Annotated in this window: 14 protein-coding genes; 1 reads left to right on the top strand and 13 read right to left on the bottom strand. The window is 62.0% G+C overall.

What is annotated here, in order from left to right; all coding sequences use genetic code 11:
• Positions 1–3: 3 nt before the first annotated feature.
• On the top strand, positions 4–1,365 hold the full coding sequence (locus IEW18_RS03440; protein ID WP_188556430.1) for a glutamate-1-semialdehyde 2,1-aminomutase: 1,362 nt from the start codon (positions 4–6) through the stop codon (positions 1,363–1,365).
• 90 nt (positions 1,366–1,455) lie between these two features.
• Here the strand turns inward: IEW18_RS03440 and IEW18_RS03435 are convergent, their stop codons facing one another.
• The 13 genes from IEW18_RS03435 to IEW18_RS03375 all read right to left on the bottom strand — a co-directional run bounded on the left by IEW18_RS03435 (position 1,456) and on the right by IEW18_RS03375 (position 21,393).
• Complete coding sequence (locus tag IEW18_RS03435) at positions 1,456–3,417, bottom strand: glycosyltransferase family 2 protein (RefSeq protein WP_188556429.1); 1,962 nt, start codon at positions 3,415–3,417, stop codon at positions 1,456–1,458.
• A 32-nt stretch (positions 3,418–3,449) separates the two neighbouring features.
• Positions 3,450–4,694, bottom strand: coding sequence for a glycosyltransferase family 61 protein (locus IEW18_RS03430; protein WP_188556428.1), 1,245 nt, complete (start codon positions 4,692–4,694; stop codon positions 3,450–3,452).
• Positions 4,695–4,728: 34 nt separating this feature from the next.
• Complete coding sequence (locus tag IEW18_RS03425; protein ID WP_188556427.1) at positions 4,729–5,679, bottom strand: GDP-L-fucose synthase family protein; 951 nt, start codon at positions 5,677–5,679, stop codon at positions 4,729–4,731.
• Positions 5,680–5,811: 132 nt separating this feature from the next.
• On the bottom strand, positions 5,812–6,924 hold the full coding sequence (gene gmd, locus IEW18_RS03420) for a GDP-mannose 4,6-dehydratase (RefSeq protein ID WP_188556426.1): 1,113 nt from the start codon (positions 6,922–6,924) through the stop codon (positions 5,812–5,814).
• A gap of 344 nt (positions 6,925–7,268) precedes the next feature.
• Positions 7,269–9,662 carry a hypothetical protein gene (locus tag IEW18_RS03415; RefSeq protein WP_188556425.1) on the bottom strand — a complete coding sequence of 798 codons (2,394 nt, stop codon included), beginning with the start codon at positions 9,660–9,662 and terminating at the stop codon, positions 7,269–7,271.
• 637 nt (positions 9,663–10,299) lie between these two features.
• Positions 10,300–11,472 (bottom strand): right-handed parallel beta-helix repeat-containing protein, encoded by a 1,173-nt coding sequence (locus IEW18_RS03410; RefSeq protein ID WP_188556424.1) that lies wholly within the window; start codon positions 11,470–11,472, stop codon positions 10,300–10,302.
• 54 nt (positions 11,473–11,526) lie between these two features.
• On the bottom strand, positions 11,527–12,366 hold the full coding sequence (locus tag IEW18_RS03405) for a glycosyltransferase family 2 protein (protein WP_188556423.1): 840 nt from the start codon (positions 12,364–12,366) through the stop codon (positions 11,527–11,529).
• Positions 12,367–12,420: 54 nt separating this feature from the next.
• Positions 12,421–13,725, bottom strand: a complete 1,305-nt coding sequence (locus IEW18_RS03400) for a glycosyltransferase family 4 protein (RefSeq protein WP_188556422.1) — start codon at positions 13,723–13,725, stop codon at positions 12,421–12,423.
• A complete protein-coding gene (locus IEW18_RS03395) occupies positions 13,722–14,756 on the bottom strand; it encodes a nucleotide-diphospho-sugar transferase (protein WP_188556421.1) in 1,035 nt (344 codons plus the stop codon). The genes IEW18_RS03400 and IEW18_RS03395 overlap by 4 nt, the downstream gene beginning before the upstream one ends.
• Positions 14,740–16,080: an O-antigen ligase family protein gene (locus tag IEW18_RS03390; RefSeq protein ID WP_188556420.1), complete on the bottom strand. Its 1,341-nt coding sequence runs from the start codon at positions 16,078–16,080 to the stop codon at positions 14,740–14,742. The genes IEW18_RS03395 and IEW18_RS03390 overlap by 17 nt, the downstream gene beginning before the upstream one ends.
• Complete coding sequence (locus tag IEW18_RS03385) at positions 16,077–17,231, bottom strand: glycosyltransferase family 4 protein (protein ID WP_188556419.1); 1,155 nt, start codon at positions 17,229–17,231, stop codon at positions 16,077–16,079. The genes IEW18_RS03390 and IEW18_RS03385 overlap by 4 nt, the downstream gene beginning before the upstream one ends.
• A gap of 2 nt (positions 17,232–17,233) precedes the next feature.
• Positions 17,234–18,868, bottom strand: coding sequence for a lipopolysaccharide biosynthesis protein (locus IEW18_RS03380; RefSeq protein ID WP_188556418.1), 1,635 nt, complete (start codon positions 18,866–18,868; stop codon positions 17,234–17,236).
• 131 nt (positions 18,869–18,999) lie between these two features.
• On the bottom strand, positions 19,000–21,393 hold the full coding sequence (locus IEW18_RS03375) for a polysaccharide biosynthesis tyrosine autokinase (protein WP_188556417.1): 2,394 nt from the start codon (positions 21,391–21,393) through the stop codon (positions 19,000–19,002).
• Positions 21,394–21,413: the final 20 nt, after the last annotated feature.

Here is a 21,413-nt window from a genome sequence, read left to right as displayed (position 1 = left end):
CCCATGGAACTACCCCTACCCCATCCGGCCCCCGACATTTTAGCGCCTACCGCTACCCCGCACTTTGACCGTTCCGATGCGCTGCGGGAAAGGTTTCACGCGGTTATTCCGGGCGGGGCCCACACCTACGCCAAAGGGGATGACCAGTTTCCCGAGCACATGGCGCCCTACATCGTCCGGGGGGAAGGCTGCCGGGTCTGGGACGTTGATGGTAACAAGTTCGTGGAGTTTGGGGCCGGTTTGCGCGCCGTAACGCTGGGCCACGCCTACGCGCCGGTGGTAGCCGCTGCCGCCCGCCAGCTCAGTTTGGGGTGCAACTTCGGGCGGCCCGCGGTGCTGGAGCTGGAAATGGCCGAGGAATTTCTGGACTTCACCCAGGCCGGCGACATGGTGAAGTTCGCCAAAAACGGCTCCGACGCTACCAGCGCGGCCGTAAAGCTGGCCCGCGCCTATACGGGCCGCCACCTGGTGGCCATCTGCCTCGACCACCCGTTTTTCTCCGTTGATGATTGGTTTATCGGCACTACTGCCGTGGGGGCGGGCATTCCGGCGGCCGTGTCGGAGCTAACGATGGGCTTCCACTACAACGACCTGGCCAGCCTGGAAAACCTGTTTGCCCAACACCCCGGCCAGGTAGCCTGCGTGCTGATGGAAGTGGAAAAAGAGGTGGCCCCGTCCCCGGGCTTCCTGGCGGGCGTACAGGCCCTCTGCCGCCGGGAGGGCGCGGTCCTGATCTTCGACGAAATTATTACGGGCTTCCGCTGGCATAATCAGGGCGCTCAGGGCTTCCACGGCATCCGGCCCGACCTCAGCACTTTTGGCAAGGCCCTGGGTAACGGCTTCAGTGTGGCCGCCCTGGCGGGCCGGCGGGAGCTAATGGAACGGGGTGGCCTGCAGCACCCACACGAGCGGGTATTCCTGCTTTCGACCACCTACGGCGCCGAAACCCACGCCCTGGCCGCCGCCCGGGCCGTGCTACAAGTGTACCGCCAGGAGCCGGTAGTGCAGCACCTGCACCACGTGGGTGGGTTGCTGGCCGCCGGTCTGCGGCAGTCAGCCCAGGAGCACGGCCTGAGCCAGCAAGTGCAGGCCCTGGGGCAGCCGTGCTGCCTGGTGTACACCACCCGCGACGCGCAGGGGCAGCACTCAGCCGCGCTCCGAACCTTATTTCTGCAGGAAACCATGCGGCGGGGCCTGCTGATGCCTTCCCTTATTGTTAACTACTCGCATACCGAAGCCACTATTGCCCGGGTAGTGGAGCAATTGCATGAGGTACTGGGCATGTACCGCCGGGCCCTGAACGAGGGAGTAGAAAAATACCTGCATGGCCGGCCGGTAAAATCAGTTTACCGCCGCTACAACTAGCCGGTTTTCCCTAGCTCAGTAAACCACTACCACTACCCCAGCCCGATCCTGTATGGCCGGGCTGGGGTAGTGGGTGCTGGTCGGGGGGCGTTATACGGAGGGCCGCAGCCAGCCTGTGCGGGCGGGCAGGGGAGGCGTCAGGTTCAGACTGGCCAGGAACGTGAGGCTGAGGCGCACGGGCAGCCAGCGGGCCGGCACCGGCAAGTGGCGCAGGGAAGGCAGTTGCAGCAGCGCCAAAATTTTTCGCGCCCCAGCCGCGTCGCGGCGGCGCAGGGCCCGGTAAGCGCCGGCCAGCACAAATTGGTGGAAGAAAGCGGCCTCAGCACGACGTAAGCGCGGTTCGGAAACTAAGTTCTCCCGGCGAGCCTGATCGAACAGCCGCTGCAGGTAGCCAATGTTTTGCTCGTGAAACATGCCGGTCGTGAGGGCGCCATCATGCACGGTATAGGCCGCCGTGAGTTGGGCTACCTCATAGAAACCGCTACGGGCAAATACACGCAGCCACAGGTCTGTATCGTCGGTGTCGGGCTGGGTTGGGTCGGGGCCTCCGGTCAGCTGGTAGGCTTCCCGGCTTACGGCCAGGGCGGGCATGCGCACCAGGGAGGAGTTGGTCAGCAGGGCCTCTACGGCGGCGGCAGCGGGTACGTGGCGAGTCTGCCGGGGCACTTGGCGCTGAATTTCGCGCCCTCGACTGTCCACTACTTGCACGCCAAACAGCACCGCGTGGTGCCGCCCGCGCGCGTAGCGCAGTACGGTTAGCAGGGCATCCAGGCCGCCGGGCAGCAGGTAGTCATCATCATGCAGCATGAGCAGGTAGTGCCCCCGGGCGTGCTCCACGCAGGCGCGCCAGTTGGTGGCCGCGTTGCCACCGGGCGGGTTGCGGAAGTAGCGCCAGCGGGCCGGCGCTTCGGCGGCGAATATCTGTTCGGTAGCCAGCTGCCCCAAATCATTATCCGTCGAGTTATCCGACACCAGTACCTCTACTCCCGGCCGCAGCGGACCGATGGAGCGCAGGGCCCGGGCCAGCAGCTCGGGGCGGTGGTAGGTAGGCACGCAGATGCTCAGCAGGGGCGAATTCTCGGCAGGGTCAGCGGGGGGAGGCTGCCACGGCTGGCTGGCGCGTTGCTGCACCAGCCGGCGGGTAGCTAACACTTGGCGCCAGTGCTGCCAGAGGTAGCGCACGGCCCGCAACGAGTCGCGCTCCGCCACCAAGGAGTAAGCCAGAATGCCTAGCTGGCGCGGAACGGCCCGGGCCAGCAGGCCTGGGGCTTGTTCCCGCGTAGTGTTCTTGAGCAGTAGCAGCCACTGGTTTTTCACCGCGTCTACCTTAATGGCGCTGTTCAGCCGCCGGCGCAGGCGTAGGTTGGAGGGCAGGAACTGGCGGGGGTGCAGGGCCCGGCAGGCGGGCTCAAACAGGGTATGCCAGCCGAAGAGGCGGCCTCGCCAGGCAATGTCCCAGTCTTCTTTGTGGGCAAAAAAGCGGGAGTCGAAAAACTCGCCCTGCACGCGCAGATCATCAATAAAGCGCCGCCGGAACAGGGGTAGGGCGCCGTCGGCGCCGTCCACGTAGGTAGCTGCCAGGGGGGCTACCTCGCTGAGCCGCTGCCCGTGCAGGCGCAGCCCGTAGCGCCCATCGGGCAGGGCTACCATGCCGGCACTATCAATGCGCGGGTCCTCGTCCTGGTTCTGGAGCAGTAGGCCGCACACCGTGCCAATGCGCGGGTTCCGGGCCATGGCCGCAATGGCCTGCGCCAGGTAGTCGGGCGCCATTTCAATGTCGGGGTTCACCAGCAGTACCAAGTCCGTGTTAGTGCGGTCCAGGGCGTAGTTGTGGCCCCCGCAGAATCCGGTGTTCTGCGGTAGCCGGTGCAGGCGCAGGCGGGGGTCGGTGGTGGCCAGGGCCTCTACCCGGGCGCAGGTGTCATCGTGGGAGTTGTTGTCAACCACCCACAGCTCAAAATCGGACCACGACTGAGCCAAGGCCGAACGCAGGCAGGCCTCAATGGAGTCCGCACTATTCCACGACACGAGAGAAAGTAGGACAGAGGGCATAGGCAGAAAATTTGGAATAGCAGGCCGCCGGGTTATGCGGGCCGACCCGCAACGGGCTGCGCTTGGCTGTGCAGGGCCTTTTCGACGAGGGTCCGCAGGGCGTCCAGGTCCACGGTCAGATGGTCGCGCTGGGCCCCGGCGCGGGTGCGGCTGGGGCTGGGTGTGTCACAGATCAGGTAGTGGTGGTCGATGCCGATGCGGGAGGTAAACTCCAGGTAATCAGCCACCACAAAGCTGCTGGGGAAAAGCTCAATCAGCTGGGCCCCCACCGGACTTACCACAATGTTGGCCAGCCCGGCCCCCACCGCCGAGACAATAACCTGGGCCTGGGCAAACAGGGCCGTTTTCTCGTCCTGAGTGTAGGGAGTGAGCACATGGGTTTCGAAGCCGTACTCGCGCAGCATGGCTTCCAGGGCCTCCTCGTTGAGGATGTGCCGGCCCGGCGCATCACGGCGGCTGATGTAGATGTAGGGACTAAAAGAGCGGCTGACCACCGGGGGCGGCAGCAAAATGCCGCGCAAGAACGCGCAGGCCCAGGCGGGCGTGTGGGTCAGGTTGCCGCGCACGCCGGGGGTAGCCAGCAGGCAGCGGGCCCGCACATGAGGACTGGTGGTAATATCGACCAGCCGCTCCGGCCCAATGCCCAGCGCGCCCAGCGTATCGCGCACGAACCGCTTGGACTTGTCGTACACCAGAAAGTAGTCAACGGCATCGAGCAGGCCCGCCTCGCGCACCAGATGCAGGCGGGGCAGGGAGTCAATCAGCCAGTGGTAGTAGTTGCCGCTGGCCGCGCCCCCACCCGAAAGCAGGCTGCACACGGTGCCCGGCAGCTCTACCGGCGGCAGAAAGTAGCGCTGCCGGAAAATGTTGTTTTCCTCGGGGGGGGTCAGGTCCCAGCGGGACCCGTCGTACTGAAACGATACGTCGCCTACCAAGCGGTTATCGGCCGCAATAATGGCTACGCTGTTGAAGTTGTCGGCGTACACCCGGCCATCGATAAGCTCTACCACGAAGGCGGCCGGCACTTTTTCCTGGCGGTGGGGTTTGTCGTGCAGCCCCCCGTAGGCGGAGGCCCCAATATAGAAATCGTCGGGGATGCTCACGTGCGAGGTATGGGCTGGTACTACCTCGAAGTAGGCTACTCCCCCGGCGGGGCGGGCGGCCAGCTCGCGGCTGCTAGCGTGCACCCCGATGGGGCGGTAGTGCAGGTTCTGGGGTATCCACTCGCGTAGCAAACGGCCCGCTTTGCGCCGGGCCCGGAGTAGTACGTCGTGCATAGAAAGAAAGGATGGGAGGGCGGGGAGGGACAGGTTAAGCTAACAGGGGCTGCGAGGTAGCCCGCTGCCAATCGGCGGACTGCAGCACGGCCGTAATGCCTTCGCGCAGGCCAATGGAATGCCGCCAGCCCAGTGCGTGCAGCTTACTGACATCCAGTAGCTTACGCGGCGTTCCATCGGGCTTGGAGAAATCAAACAGGATTTCGCCCGCGTAGCCCGTCAGCTCGGCCACCAGGTCGGCCAGCTCCTGAATCGTAATGTCGCGCCCGGTCCCGATGTTGACGGGCTCGGCGTCATTGTAGTGCAGCATCAGGTGCAGGCAGGCGTCGGCCAGGTCGTCTACGTGCAGGAACTCGCGGCGGGGCGTGCCCGTGCCCCACACCGGCACCCGCGGCAGGCCCAGCGTTACGGCCTCCGAAAACTTGCGCAGCAACGCCGGCAGCACGTGAGAGTTCCGGATGTCGTAGTTGTCGCCGGGGCCGTAGAGGTTGGTGGGCATTACGGTGATGAAGTTGGCGCCATGCTGGGCCCGGTAGGCCTCGCAGAGCTTCAGGCCCGCAATTTTGGCAATGGCGTAGGGCTCGTTGGTGGGCTCCAGGGGGCCCGTGAGCAGGTATTCTTCCTTGATGGGCTGGGGAGCCAGCCGCGGATAAATGCAGGAGGACCCCAGAAACAGCAGCTTGCGCACTCCGCACCGGTGGCTTTCACGCAGCACGTTATTCTGAATCATCAGGTTGTCGTAGAGGAAATCGGCGCGGTAGGTGTTGTTGGCCTGAATGCCGCCTACTTTGGCCGCGGCCAGCAGCACGTATTCGGGGTTTTCCAGGGAGAAGAAATCCTCCACGGCTGCTTGGTCGCGCAGGTCCAACTCCTGCGACGTACGGGTAATCAGATGCTGGTAGCCCGCGCGCTCGAGGCGGCGCATAAGCGCAGCGCCCACCATACCCCGGTGGCCAGCCACGTATATTTTCGAATTCAGTTCCATGAGGAGAGAGGTAAGGAGGATAGGGGGATGAGAGGGTAGGGGGTTAGAAGGGGTGACGGCAGTGATGGGAAGGCTCAAAAACTCTCACCTCCCTGCCCTATTACCCTCATTTTCTCCTACCCTTAAAAACACCTACTCATCGTGATACATAATCTGGTGGCCGGCTTCCAGCAGCACGGCGTCGCGGCGGAACAGGCGCAGATCGGCCTGCACCATGTCCTGCACCAGCGCCGGCAAATCGTACTGCGGCTCCCAGCCAAGCTCGGTTTTGGCCCGGGTCGGGTCTCCGATGAGTAGCTCCACCTCGGTGGGGCGGAAGTAAGCCGGATCAATAGCTACTACCTCCTGGCCCAGGGGTAGTTGAAAATCAGGATGCTGGCAGGCTACCACGAAGCCGGTTTCCTCCGCCCCGCTGCCGCTGAAGCCTACCTCAATGCCTAGCTCGGCAAAAGCCAGCCGCACAAACTCGCGCACGGTGGTGGTAACGCCGGTAGCCACCACGTAGTCGCGGGGCTGCTCCTGCTGGAGCATGCGCCACATGGCCTCTACGTAGTCTTTGGCGTGGCCCCAGTCGCGCTTGGCGTCCAAGTTGCCCAGGTACAGCTTGTCCTGCAAGCCCAGGGCAATGCGGGCGGCAGCGCGCGTGATTTTGCGCGTTACAAAGGTTTCGCCCCGCTGGGGGCTTTCGTGGTTAAACAGGATGCCGTTGCAGGCGTACATGCCGTAAGCTTCGCGGTAGTTGACCGTAATCCAGAAGCCGTAGAGCTTGGCCACGGCGTAGGGGGAGCGGGGGTAGAAGGGCGTGGTTTCGCGCTGGGGCACTTCCTGCACCAGCCCGTAGAGCTCGGACGTGCTGGCCTGGTAGATGCGCGTTTTGTGCGTCAGGCCCAGAATCCGGATGGCCTCCAGCAGCCGCAGCGTACCAATGCCGTCCACGTCGGCCGTGTACTCGGGTGTGTCGAAGCTCACCTTTACGTGCGACATGGCCCCCAGATTGTATATTTCATCGGGCTGCACTTCCTGCACAATCCGGATCAGATTGGTCGAGTCGGTCAGGTCGCCGTAATGAAGTTTGAAGCGTACGTTCTTCTCGTGGGGGTCTTGGTAGAGGTGGTCTATTCGCTCGGTGTTGAACATGGAGGAGCGGCGCTTGATGCCGTGCACCTCATAGCCTTTGCTTAAGAGTAGTTCTGCCAAGTAAGAGCCGTCCTGGCCCGTGATGCCCGTAATAAGTGCGCGCTTCATATACAGAATGAATGAGAGTGAACAGAACAAAGCGGAGTAACTTTGCTGTATAACTTTAACGACAAATTATTGTATTTTGAATTTGATAAACAACCTATCTTGTCGAAAAATTTATTTTATATATTGAATTAGTTAAAATATAGTAGCCGAATACTGGCTTCTGGCTGCCCTGACCCACATTTGAGCATAAAAAAAGCCTGACTCCCTTTTCGGGAATCAGGCTTTCGTTTACTATAACGCTTCAGCTTGTTTGAAAGCGGCAGCAGTACCTAGCTTCTTCGGTGGCGCAAGATGATGATCCAGGCCGTGGTTAGTTGACGTTGAGCAAACGCCGGAGCGGTAACCTAAGCCACCACCGGATTCAACACCGCAGCCATTGGAGCAAAAGCCGGGGCCGAGCGGGCCGGGGCTACCGGCTGGAACGCCGTAGCACCATCCTGGCGCCACACTTCCACCCCCGAGAGGTTGATGTCGCCCCCACTGCCAAGCAGCTGAATGGTACCGTTGGTTACCGTCACGTTGTAGGGACCAACCTTCTTCCAAGCGCCGGCGGAGCCCGTGTTAAAGTTGCTCAGAGCGGGCTGGCCGTTCACGCTGATGCTTACGGTCTGAGCGTCGTTATCTTCCCAGAGGTAAGCGTACACCTCATACGAGCCGTTGGGCACGTTGCTCATGGTGAAGTTCAGGTTGCGCGAGTACACCGAGGAGCGGATCATCTCGGCTTGGGCCGTAGTAGTAGCCACCGGACTTAGGCTGACGCCCTGGTTGGAGAAAGGCGTGCCGTTGGTCGTGTAGTTCGGGGCAGTGCTGGCTTCCCAGGAGATGTTGTCAATGGTAGCCGCGGCCCCATTGAGGTTAATGGCCCGGAAAAACGTAGTGGCAGCAACGCTGGTAGAAGTGGGCGCGGGAACAGATGTTGGGGCCGTGGTCGTGCTCGTGGCCGTAGTCGTGCTCTGGCGCCAGAGCTCAATACCAGCTAGGTTAGCGTAACCACCCGTGGTCGTGATGTTAAGCGTACCGTCGGTCATGGCTACGGTGAAAGGGCCGAGCTTGCGCCAGGTGCCCACCGAGCCGCTGTTGTAGTTGCTCTGCACAGTTTTGCCTTCCATATGCACGCTATAGGTTTTTGCGTTCATATTCTCCACCACGTACAGGTACACGGAGTAGGTTCCGCTGGTCACGCTGCCAATCTTAATATCGAAGGCGTTGGAATAGCGGAAGGTGCGCAGCATGTCGGCCCGGGCCGCGTCGGTAGTGGGGTTCAGGGCCAAGTTAGGAGCTGTAGCGCCGTGGCCGTTCATGCTGATGCCGCTGGTGCTGCTGGCCTGCCAGGGCTGACCATCAATAGTAGTGGCGCCGCCGTTCACGTTAATTGCCCGCACAAATACGGCGTTGGTCGGCGTAGTAGGAGCCGGGGCCGGAGTAGGAGTAGGAGTAGGAGTAGGAGCCGGAGCTGGGGCCGGTGCCGGAGCTGGTGCCGGGGAGGCAATGGTGCTGTTGGTGCCATCGGCGCCCAGCACAATATTGTTCTGCTGGAGCTTCTGCTGCCAGAAAGTACGCTCAGCCTGCTCCGACTGTAGCGTAATGGGGTTGGGCATGTGCGTGGTACCTGTGCAGTTAGAGCAAGCCCCGTTGCTCAGGTCGTGGCGGTTGGCCATGGGGGAGTTATAGCCCCACTTGATATAGCCAATGGTGTTGTTGCTAACCGAGTTGTTGTAGAACACGCTGCTCGGCTGCTGGTAGGCGTTGAAGATGGACGTACCGCAGTAAGTAGCATTTAGTTTCGAGCCATCGGACAACAAACCGCTGGTTACCATGCGGTTGTTGTAGTACTTGATGTCGTGACCGGCGGCCAGGTTCATCGCCGAGTTACAGGTTGAGACGAACTGGTTTTCGTAGGCGTTCAGGAAGGCCGTGGTGGTAGCGGCCGAAGAGCCGTCGCCGTCCGTGGTCATGCCCGTACCCGTGAACGTGCTGCTGGTGGCCGGGTAGGGGTAGGCGCCCTGCACGTAGTTGTTGTGCACGCGGGCTGGGCTTTGCTGGGTGCCGCCGGAGTTGTAGAAGTTGATGTTGTCCTCCACCAGGCTGTTATTCGGCTCGTTAATAACCTGGTTCCAGCTGATGTCAATGTTGCCAACGTTGCGAACCTGGTTCAGGCCGCAGAACTGTACGTACTGGCCCCCGCCGTTGCGGTAACGGCCATCAATATTTTTGGCGGAGTTGTAGCGTACCGTCAGCGTGCCGTTGGCCGAGCCGTCGCCGCTCCACTGGTATACGGCAATGCCGGTAGTATGCTCAAAGTAGTTGTTCTCGATGCGAACCGAGCGGCCCGTATTCACCTCCACAAAGCGCCCGTGTCGGCGGTTGTCTACGCTCTGCTGAATGCCGTAGCCCTTGTTGTTGGTGATGACGAGCGTAGAGCCGCCATTTTTGGCGTCAATCAGGTCGCCGGCGCCTACCAGCACGCAATTCTTGATGGTTACAGGCTGCGTGGTCTGAATCCGAATACAGGGGACGTTGGAGTCCGTGCTGCGGAAGTTGCCGGTGTAGGTGCCCCCTTGGGTAATGGTTATTGGGGCTGAATAGGTGATGTTGGTCGGGTACTGGCCCTGCGCATGACCAAAAGTTGGGGCTAGAGAAAGCAGGAACAGCACGACTGCCGACAGAGGCAGGAAGCGGGCGCCAGAGCGGTTGCGTTGAGTCATCAGGAAAAATTGTGGTCCGAGGGCTTTTTGCATTCTGTGAGCCTTCAAAGAAAAAAACTGGGTAGGAGTGTGCCTTGACACGGCTCCTTAAGTCAATTCGTTCCAGGTAGCTGGATGGAATTTGTGCTATTTGTGAGTTGGTGGTCGAGCCACTCGAATCAGAGCAGTACTGGCTTGGTTTGAGTGCGGCACCCGGCGCCTGGTGCATGCTTCAACCCTACCTCGAAGCAACCAGTACTAACTTTCAGACTGCTAAGCTAGGCCTGAATCCTCTGTGGCAAACCTGTTTATCTCACTACACGTTCCATTTGCAGCCACCAAGAGCCCATTAAGGCTCCTGAACTTTCGGTTCTCCATTAGGTGCAATTCGAATGTTGAAAACTGAGCCATTCAAGCACTTGAGGGAAAACCTGCTCAATACTAGACTGTGAAAAGTACTATATTGATTCCTTAGGTTCAATGCAAATGTATACAATAGATTGAAAACACAAAGGCCAAGTAAAAGAAATGATATTGTATTATTCTAATTTACAACCTTAGTGTAACAAAAAAATCAGCCTGTCCGTAGCGGACAGGCTGATTGTATAAAATTCGGGCATCAAGAAATTGCCTTCTCTGGCAATCAACGTTTTACCGGATTAGCGAGGCTTTCTAGCAGACGTAGAAGCAGTTAAGGCTTAACCACAGTAGGCCCCACCACTTGGCCCGTTTGGCGCAACCGGGACTGCCAGTTCCTTAACTCCTGTCGCTCCAGATGCAGAGTAATCGGCCCGGGCAGGTGCTTAGTGCCGGTGCATTCGGCGCAGGCGCCGGTGCTCAAATCGTGCCGATCGGGGTAGGGGGAGTTGCGTCCCCAGCTCACGAACCCAATGGTATTATTCTTTATTCGGTTGGCAAAGAAGACGGTAGCGGGCTTGCGGTAAAAGTTAAAAATAGAGGCCCCGGAATAGGTAGACGGCAGACGGGTACTGTCGGGGAGTAGGCCGCTGGTTATCATGCGGTTGTCGTGAAAAACGTTGTGGTGGCCAGCCGCAATGTTCATGGCCGCGTTGCAGGTACTGACGATGTGGTTCTGGTAGACGTCGGCGTAGGCCGTGGTGGTCAGGGCCGAGGAGGCGTCGCCGTCCATGGTAATGCCCGAGCCGGTGAACGTAGGGGCCGTGGCGGGCACCGGGTAAGCGCCCTGAATGTAGTTGTCGTGGATGCGCAGGGGGCTGGCGGCGGTACCAGACGAGTTGTGCAGGTTGATATTATCCTCCACCAGGCTGTTATTGGGCTCGTTGATAACCTGGTTCCAGCTGATGTCGATGTGGCCGACGCCGTGCACCTCATTGAGCTGTAAAAAGCTCACGTGGACCCCGCCACCGTTGCGGTAGCGGCCATCCACGTTTTTGGCCGAGTTGTAGCGCACGGTCAGGGTCTGGGTTGCTGAGCCGTCGCCGCTCCACTGGTAGGCCAACATGCCGGCCGTCTGCTCCAGATAGTTGTGTTCTACCAGCAAGCTCACCCCGCTATTGATTTCCAGGAAGCGGCCCCGGGCCTGGTTGTCGAGGGTGGGCGGCAGGCCATAGCCGCGGCAGTTGCGCACCGTCAGGCGGGCGCCGCCGTTGGTAGCGTCAATCAGCCGGCCAGGGCCCCGCAGTACGCAGTTTTCCAGGATTACCGGCTCGGTGGTAGCAACCCGGATACAGGCCCGCTCGGAGCTGTTGCTCTCGTAGCGGCCGGAGTACGTGCCGCCGCGCGTAATAGTGAGCACGGCATCGTGGCCAGCCAGCGTGCACCGACACCCCACCAACAGCAGGACACAGGCGCCAAGAAGCCGAAACGCAGCGGAGAGTATCACCAAGCAAGTTGAATAGAGAGTAGAGAAGCGTCGGGCACTTACCCCGCGCAGATGCTAGTGCAGAAAATAGCCCACCAGCCGCCGGGCGTAGCCATTGAGCAGAAAGTACGGCAGGTAAGGCCGGGGGCAGTTTTTGAGGCTGAAATACGTGAAGTTGCGCAGGTTGCCGCCGCCCCGAATGCCGAACAAATGCTGGTAGTAACCGCGCAGACTGCGCTGGCGCCGGGTAATTTCCTGGCCGCTTTCTTCGGGGTAGGTGCTGAGCTGGGCGTCGTAATTGCAGTACACCGGGAAGCCGTTTCGGCGGGCCACGCTGGTATAATCAAAATCGGCGAGGTAGTGGGGCAAGCGCTTCTCATCGAATAGCCCGATGGTTTCCAGTACGATACGCGGAATCAGCAGGCCCCGGCCGGGCAAATAAGTGACTGGGTGCAGGCCGCGGCGCTGCTCGGCGGGCAGGGTTGCCAGCAAATCCTGGCGGGTGTTGGTGCGCCAGTCCAGGGTTTCGCCCCCGTACACGGGCTGGCCGGTGGTCACGTCCAACTCCAGGGCGCCCAGCACGGCGGTGGGGTGGCGCTCGGCCCAGCTCAGCATGCGGGCCAGAAAGTCGGGGGCCGTCAGCACATCGTTGTTGAGGGTCATGATGCGGGTAGCGCCCTCTGCCAGCGCCCGCCGGATGCCCAGGTTCACGCCCGCCGTCCAGAACAGGTTGCCGTCGCCTTCCTCAATGAGTACCTCCGGAAACTCCGTGCGCAGCATCTGGCCGGTGCCGTCAGTAGAGCCATCATCGACCACCACCATGCGAAAGTTCTGCTCCGTTTGGCTACGTAGCGACTCCAGGCAGGCCCGGGTGAATTCCTTCCGATTGAAAACCGGGATGACAATGTAAAGCATGATATCCGGGGTAAGCTGAGAGGAAAAGTCTGAAATAAGGAGGAGGTAAGGGGCCTAAGCAGTCCGGACGTGGGCCGAGGTCAGCTGCGAAAGGCGGGCTGCCGCGCCCGGAGCCTGCCAGGCTTGGCGGGGTGGAACCTGGGCCAGGCTTAGCTTCATCAGCCGGTAGGTGCGGGCCGTCCAGGTTTGGGTGCGGGCAAAAGCGTAGCCCGCCTGCCCCATGGCGGGGCGCACCTGCGGGTGGTCGTGGAGGTATTCCACGGCGCGGGCCAACCCTTCGGCCGTCGCTACGGGGGTAGTAACGGGCACCTTTATGCCTGCCGCCGCCGGAATAAAGTCGTGAGCACCCTGGTGGTCGAGGGTAATGATGGGCAGGCCGGTAGCCATGGCCTCCAGAAACTGGGTAGCAAAGGAGTCGCGCAGGCTACCGAACAGGAAGGCGTCGTGGCTGAGAAAGGCACTTTGCACTTCGGCCCACGGCACGGCCCCGCGCCAGGTTACGCGGTCTGTGAGGCCGTACTGGGCAATCCAGCCGGGTACCTGGGGCCCCAGGGGGCCGTCGCCGATGACGGTGAGGTGGAACGCCACGCGCTTATCTACCCGCGACAAAGCGTCCAGCACCAGCAACAGGGCCTTGCGCGGGTACAGCCGGGCCAGCCACAACAGGCGTAGTACGGGCCCAGCTTCCCGCTCCGGACAAGTGGGTAGGAAAAACGATTCCGGCAGGCCGGAATCCAGGAACAGCTCTACGCGGCGGGCCCCCAACCGCCGGGCCAGCGTGGCCGTTTCGGAGTTGGCGGCCAGCACCAGGGAGGCGTGGCGCAGGGTGTGGCGCACGTTCGGGTCGAAGGTCATGAGCAGCCAGCCGATGGCGTTGCGCATGGTTTCGGTTTTAAACCAGCCGGGAATAAGAGCCCTGAAAGCTTTCGGAGCCCGTTGCGCACCACCCACGGGGCCAAATATCAGGGGCTTGCCCAGGCGCCACATCCAGGAGCCCATTTGCAGGCTGCCGTAGGTGGCGTGGTGCACATAGTCAACCTCTACCTCCTGGCAGATGCGGCGGGCCCGGCGCCAAGCCAGAAACTGCCACACCATATAGTGCAGGTAGACGCCAAACTGCCAGCGGTGCAGAAACTGCACCCAGGCCGGCACCGCCACATAAAAGAACTGGAGCTGCTCGGCGGGCAGCTCGTGGCCGTGCTCGGCCATAAATGGCTCCACGCCGGCGCGCCCATCGGGGTTGGTAATGCACCAGACGCGGTGGCCCCGCTGCGCCGTTTGCCAGGCCCAGTTGAAGCCGTTGCTGTCCTCGCCCCCGTGCATGGGGTTGCAGGCGTAAGCTGAAATGAGAACGTTCATATCAGTTGGGTGTGCGGAACGGGAGGAGGCGAGGATGAGACTGGAACAGCCGGGGCGGCGGGCGTTTCCGGTACTACCCGGGCCAGCAGGCGCCGGGCCTTGGCTTCCAGGCGGCCCCACAAAAACTCCCGGAAGCGCTGCTGGTCGCGGCGGCGGTCGGCCAGCACAAAAGCCGGGTGCCGCAGCGGGAAGGTCAGGTCAGTGGTAGGTACGTTGGCAAACTCATCGGTAGCGTCCAGGGTGTGCGTGCCTTGCTCCCCAAAGCCGATGTTGCCCACCAGGTTCACGGCCGGCACAATGCACAAGCCGGCATGGGCCACAATGGTAAAGTGCCACTGGTAGTCCCACACATCGGGCGGCTGAGGCAGGCCCACGAGGCTGCTGATTTTACTGAGGCGGTAGCGGTTTTCCAGCCAGGAGCTGTAGAGGCCCCGCAGCTTGCCCTCGGCGGCCAGCTGGGGGTAGTCGCGCAGGTGAAAGTCGTAGAGCTGCCAAGCGCGCCGCCAAGAAGCCCAGCCCCAGCTGTTTACCTGAGTGGAGAAGTAGTAGGAGTCGGCGCCGGTGGGCCGGGGGCGGCGGGCCTCCCGGCTAAAGTTGTTGCCCCCGATGTGCAAGACGCGGGTATCGTGGCGGTAGCGCAGGAGCAGCTCCTCGCAGAAGCGAAAAAAAGAGGGCGCTGGCACGCAGTCATCTTCCAGAATGATGCCCGCTTCCTCGTGCTGAAAAAACCAGTCGAGGGCGGTGGCCGGGCCTACCCCGCAGTTCAGGTTCGTAGTCCGAAACAGCGTGAACACCTGGCAGGGCCAGTCCACGTCGGCTACCACGGCCCGGGCCGCGGCGCAAGTTGCAGCATCGGTGGGGTGGGTAGCGCGGGGGCCATCGGCGGCCACGTACAGGCGGGGCGGGCGGGCGCGGCGCACGGCTTCAAATACCTGCCGGGTAGTATCGGGGCGGTTGAAGATGAGCAGGAGCACGGCCGTTTGCAGCGGGGCCGGAGCGGCCGGAACGGAAAGGTCAGGAGTGGACAGCATGCGCGGCGGGAGCTTGAAGACCAGGATAAGGAAGCCGGCCGGAGGCCCCACCAGCTGGCGGCATGTTGGCAGGAGTAGCGGCGGGGTAGGCCGGCACTCCGGGCGCGAAGGCCGCTACTGGCACTGGCCCGGCAATAGCCAGCGTCAGCCCAATAACGCCGTAGAGGTAGGGCGGCCAGTCGTAAGAAACCCCGTAGAGCAGGGCGCAACCGGCGTAGCTCACGAAAGCGGCCGTGGTGGGGCCGAACGGCACGCGCTGCCGCACCCGTTTCCAGAGCTGCGCAACGGGAACGGCCAGTACCAGCAGCACCCCCAGGATACCAAAGTAAAACAGCCGGTCGAGGTAGAAGCTGTGGAAGTGGTGGCCGGTGCGGTCGGCCCACACGGGGTGGTCGCCGTCGCCGTAAAACTGCATGGGCAGCTCGAAACCTTCCAGGCGCATGCCGGCAATGGGGTGTTCCTCCACGAAAGACTGGTAGCTTTCAAACTGTTGCAGGCGCCAGCTGCCAGTGCCTTGTTTGTCGACGTTTTCAATGTCCTCGACGCTGCTTTCCAGCTTGCGCAGTACTTTAGGGTTGTCTAGCACAATGGCCGCCCCGCCCAGCAAGCCCATCAGCAGAGGCATGAGCAGCATGGGCATCAGGCGGGGCATGCTTAGGCGGACGCCTTCCACCCGGCCGGTCAGTACCAGCAAGCCGTTGAGCGCCACGGCCAGGGCCGTGGTCAGCCACACGGTGCGGTGCTGCAGAAACACAATCAGGGCCAGGATAAGGAAGAATACGGCCAGCCGCAGCAGCCCGCCCTGGCTCAGGTACTGGTTGAAGTAGTACAAGGCCGGCAGCAGTAGCAGGAAGGCGGAGGTTACATCGAAGCCCCGCTCATTCTCCAAAAACGCCGACAAGCTCAGGGCGTCGGGGTGGTAAAAGGCCAGGTTGATGACCAGGCCCGCCAGCAGCAGCACCATCAGCAGCCCCGCCGGTAAGGGGTTACGCCGGTAGTAGGCATACATGGCGAAAATAGGCAGCAGGGCCAGCAGCTTGGCAAACACGTGGGGGTAGACCATGAGCGTGCCCCAGCCATTGTACGACTCCAGGGCCAGGGCAGCGGTAGCGGCCAGCGTAACCAGCAGCCAGCGCCACATTACGGCGCTTAGGTAGCGGAAACAAGCTGCAATGAGCAGCAAGGAGAGGCCCGTAATGGCGTAGCTGTACAACACCAGGGAGGGGTCCTCCCCGTCGGGCACCACAAATTCATTGAAGGCCCGGTCCGTGGCCATCACCCCCAGAATGGGCAGCACATGACGGAAGCGTAAATTGATTTTCATAGCTCAAGGGCAGGAATAGGCGGCACAACGGGCAAGGACAAACCCGGCCGGTTAATATCCTGGGTGGCTGCTTCGTACACGGCCCTAGTGCGCCGGGCAGTTTGCTGCCAGGTGAAATCGAGCAGGCGCAGCTGCCCCATCCGGATCAGGTCCTGGCGCAGGGGGGCATCCATGAGCAGGCGCTCCAGCTGCTGGGCCAGCTCGGCGGGCTGGTGCGGGTGGTGGTAGAGAGCCGCTTCCTGGGCTATTTCGGGAAAGCAGGAAGCGTGGCTTAGTAGCACGGGGCACTGCTGACCGAAAGCCTCCAGAATGGGCAAGCCGAAACCCTCATACTCAGAAGGAAATACAAAGGCCAGGGCGTTCCGGTAGAGCGTGTTGAGCTGGGCATCGGAAACGGGCCCGAACTGGTGCGCCCGCTTGGCCCAGCCCGTGCGCTGCAGCAGCTCCTGCTCGGCAGTAGTAAAAGCACCACCACCGGCACACACCACGTGCAACCCCGCCGCCACTGCCGGCGGCAGCAGGGCCAGGCCTTCCAGCAGGCAGCTAAAGTTCTTGTATAAGGCCCGGCTACCCGTGTACAGCACGTAGCGTTCCGGGGTGGGTAAGGCGGGCCCACCAGCGCTGTAGTCCCGGTCGGCGTGGCCGTGGTGGACCACGCACACCTGCTCGGGTGCCACGGGTAGCAGCCGCAGCACATCGGCCCGGGTGTGCTCCGAGACGGTGATAATCCGGTTAGCCCGCCGCGCAATGCGCTCCAGCATGGCGCCGTCCCGGTCAGTGTAATACTGCGGGAACAGGGCCGGAATCATGTCGTGCAGGGTAATGACCAGGGGCCGATCCTCCAGCAAATCCAGAAAGTAGTCGTTGTCGGTGAGGGTAGGGTGGAACACGTCGAAGGTGCCGCGCCGCAGGGCCTGCACCGAGGCCCGGTGGTTGAAGTGCTTGATCACCCGCCAGCGGCCCCGCAGCGCCACATCGGGCAGAAACGTGCGGTGGGCCGAGTATTTCCGGTCGCGCAAATACAGGTTATTGCTCAAGGCCACGGCCAGCTCCGACTGCCAGTTGGCGTGGCAGAGCAGCTCATGGTGGTAGCGCGAAACACCGCCAAAGTCCTGCAGCGTAAAGGCCTGATGGTCATACAGTACACGCATGGCTAGACGAGTTCAGTTTCAGGATCGGGCAGCAGGGCAGAGTGCGGCCGCAGTGAAGCGGGCGGAGCCGTAGCAGCGGTAACAGAAACCGGAGCTACCTGCCCATCGAGGCGGGCCAGCCGCCGGGAAAAGGCGTGTAGCAGCCCGGCAAGACGGCCGGTAGGGGCACTGTCCTCGTGCAGCCGGCCCACTAGCCGGCGCAGCACGGTGCGCAGGCGGGCGGGGGGCGCGCCTACGGCCAAGCCTACCAGCAGCAGAGCGCCCGTCAGCATTTCGGCCACGAGCAGCACGGCAGCTGGTACCGTGCCGGCGGGAAGCAAAAAGCGGGTAGCGGCAATGCCGGCCGCTACGGCCGCACCGGCCAGCAAGCCGGGCACGTAGGAGCCGAGCACTTCCCCAACGGTAACGCCCAGCACCCGGCGCATGAGCAGCAGGTACAGCACCGTCCGGATAATTTCCCCGATGACCACGGCACCAGCCACGCCCAGCAGCCCGTAGCGGCTCAGCCCGTAGAACAAGCCCGTCAGGAGCACGGCGTAGCCCAGGTTCAGCCAAAGCTTGGGCGTAAGCGTAGCGGTAGCATCACAAACCACCCCGGCAAACATCGTGACCATGCTCATGCCAAAGGCGGCGCACACCACCCGCAGAATGGGCACGGCTGCGCTCCAGCTGGGGCCTAGCATTACCCGCACAATTTCGGGGGCGGCCACGGCCGCGCCGGCACAAATAGGAATAACCAAAGCCGCAATCAGCGTGATGCTACCCAGGTACACTGTCTTCAGCCGCGGGCGGTCAGCCTGCATTTGGCTGAAGGAAGGAAATACCACCTTCGAAACGCTAGTTGTCAATAGGTACACCGGCAAGCCAATCAGCATCCAGCCCCGGCTGTAAATGCCCAGGGCCGCCGCGCCCAGCAGGCGCCCAATCAGCAGCGTATCTAGGGAGCCGGTCAGGAACTCCAGAAAGCTGATGGCCGACATGCGGCTGCCGTACTGCACCAGGGGGCGGTAGGTTTCCCAGTCGAAGAGCAGGCGCAGATCGTGACGCTCGGCCCCGTAGCTAAGAATGGTCAGCAGCACGCCCTGGCCCAGCATGGCCGCCACCAGGCTCCAGACCCCAAAGCCCTGAAACGCCAGCCCAATGCCCAGCACCGCGTAGCTTACTACGTAGGAGGTGACTTCAATCATGGCCAGGGTCCGGAACTTCATGCGCCGCCGCAGCAGGCTCAGAGCCGTGGCGTTGAAGCCCGTCAGCAGCAGTCCCACGGCCAGCATCCGCACCACGGGCACTACCTCCGGAGCCCGCACAATACCGGCCGCCAGCGGAGCGCCCAGGGCCAGGGCCCCGGCAAACAGAATGCCCAGGCCCAGCGAGGAAGTGAAGGCCGCCCGCACATCGGCGCGGGTAATGTCGGGCTTCTGAATGATGGCCTGCTCCATGCCCATCTGGGCGAAATAGGAGCCAAAACGCAGAATAACTCCAGCCAGTGCTACCAGCCCAAAAGCAGCCGGCGTGAGCAGGCGGGCCATGGTAGCGGTGTAACCAATTTGAAGGACAGAAATGGTAATAGTAGCCGCAGTAGACCACTTGACACCGTTGACGGCGGCAGTAGTCAGGTTGGATGCAGAAGACGCCATGAGGCTATCCGGGTAGAAAGGGTTGAGCGCAGCGCGGGAGAGGTAGCGGGGAATCTTGCCAGCAGGCACGGGCGGCGAAGCCCGCGCCTGCCGACGGGGAGCAGGAGCGGAAAGGAGGGGGGAGCGGCTTCTTAATACCCGTACGCGTACACCTTTTCTTTGTGGCGGTATTCGTAGGTTTTGGTAAAGTACATGTCGTTGATGATCATGTAGATGTGCTTGATTTTCTGCTCGCGGTGCAGCTCGTTAATATGGCTGATCAGGCCCTTATCGGTGTAGTTTTGGCGCACCACGTAAATGTTGGCATCGAGGTGGCGCAGCAGCATAAAGAACTCCGACACGTAGCCGGTGGGAGGCGTATCGACGATGACGTAGTCGTACTGCTCGCGCAGCTGATTCAGCAACTCTTCCATGCGCGCACTCTCCAGCAGTTCGGTGGGGTTGGCCGGAATGGGGCCGCAGCAGATGACGTCGAGGTTGCGCACGCTGGAAGGGTGGCGGCAGTCCTCCAGCGTGCTCAGGCCCATGAGGTAGCTGCTCAGGCCGTGCTCGGTACAGGCCTGCTCCAGCTGGAAGTACCCGGCCACGGTGGGCCGCCGCAGGTCGCACTCCAGCAGCAGCACTTTGCGGCCACTCTGCGCCATTTCCGCGGCCAGGTTTACGGAGCAGAACGTTTTGCCCTCACCCGGCACCGAGGACGTAACCCCAATGAGCTTCTTATCCAGGCCGGCGGCCAGGTACTGCAGGTTCACCCGGATGGAGCGGAAAGACTCGGCAATGGGCCCTTTCGGGTCGCGCAGCATGTTTTCCTTGTCCTGGGCAGTGCCGTGGGCTACCACGCCTAGCATTGGAATGTTGGTAATGCGCGAGAGGTCTTCCTTGCTTTGGATACGGCGGTTGGCTTTGTCCATGAGTAGCGTAATGCCCAGAGGAAGCACTAGGCCGGCTACCAGGGCAATAAGAGCTACCACACCGGGCTTGGGCGCCGTGGGGCCGTCGCCGCTCATGCCGGCTTCGTCCACTATTTTCTTGTCGGTGGCGTTGGTAGCCAGGGCAATGGCGGCCTCGGCGCGCTTCTCAATCAGAAACTGGTAGTTCTTGTCGTTGAAGTCGGTTTTACTTTTCAGGGAGGCTAGCTGCCGCTCGTTTTCCGGCATCCGGTTCATGCTGCCCCGCACCTGGCCCAGCTGCGAGTCCAGGTCGCGGAGGGCAATGTCGGCGGCGCGGGTCATGTTGTTCAGGGTTTGGGCCAGGGTTTCCTTGGCCAGCCGAATGCGCTCATCCAACACGGTAACCATGGGGTTTTCGGCGCTGGCGCTTACGCCCAGGGCCGCACGCTGGCTGTTCAAATCCGTGAGCTGCAGAATCAGGTTGTTGACTACCGGGTCTTCAATGCCAATGCTGCTGGGAGCTACAATCTGGTTGGTCCCCTTGCTGGCCCGCAGGTAGCTGAGCATGTTCTGGTAGTACTTGCGGTTGGTGGCCACCTTGGCCCGGAGCATTTCCAGCTCGCCCTGCTGCTGAATACCGCGCGCCGACTGGGCCTCCACATCCACTACCCCCCGGGCGGCCCGGAACGAGCTGAGTGCGGCCGTGGAGCGGCGGAGCGAGTCGGAGAGGTGGCCAATTTCCTTGTCGAGGAAGGCTACCGTTTTCTGGCCCGTCATATTTTTCGTCTGCAGGTCGTTTTCCACGTAATTCCGCATCAGCGTATCCAGAAACTGCATTTCCTTCTGGGGCACGCTGCCCTTGCTGGTCAGCTCAATCATGCGCGACTCCCGGTCGATGGGCTTGATGCTCAGGTGCTGGGAGTACTCGCCAATCAGGCTCACATGGTCGCGCAGCAGCACGAAGTAGCGCTCCGCCGTTCCGCCGGCCGGGTAGCCGGGCTCGGCCTGTACCACGGCCGTCAGCAGAGGGTGCCGCAGGGTGTCGCCGGCCCGCACCGTTTCGTTCAGGTGCACGTCCAGCACTTCCCGCACCAGCTCGCCAGTGGGCAGGCTGTAGAGGGTGCCTTTGTTGGCGTCGGCCTTCAGGGTAAAGCGCCCGTCGGGGAGTTGCTCCACGTAGATGGGCACGCCCGTGAGCTGGGGCGCGGCGGGGTCGGGCACCAGCCGGAACGGCACGGCTCCCAGGGGCCGCTCCCGCACCTGCACATCTTTCAGCGTGTTCAACCAGGTAGCCGGTGCGGCGAAATACTGCACGTTGAAGGGAAGCCGCTGCAGGGCCTGGCCCACCATGTCGGCCGAAGTCAGTAGCCCAATTTCGTCCTCCATCTTGGTGCCTTTCTCCTTTACTTCCAGGATTTTAAGCAGCTCCTGCGCCTGCTTGGAGCCCGTGCCCTGGTCGCCGAGCAGCATAGTGGCCCGGAAGGCATACACTGGCTCTTTTACCCGTAGGTAGAGGAAGGCCAACAGGCCCGCCAGCAGAAGCGACGCCAGGAACAAAGGCCAGCGCTGACGAAGCCGAAAAAACAGCTCGTGCAAGTCAAGTTCATCGGCGGGAGTGTGTGGACGTGATTCCATTCCGATTGGTAGTTAAAATG

It is taken from the genome of Hymenobacter glacieicola (assembly GCF_014640315.1).
In the GTDB taxonomy this organism is placed as follows: Bacteria; Bacteroidota; Bacteroidia; order Cytophagales; family Hymenobacteraceae; genus Hymenobacter; species Hymenobacter glacieicola.
Note: the sequence above shows the minus strand (reverse complement) of the source record. Positions and strands in the feature narration are given on the sequence as shown.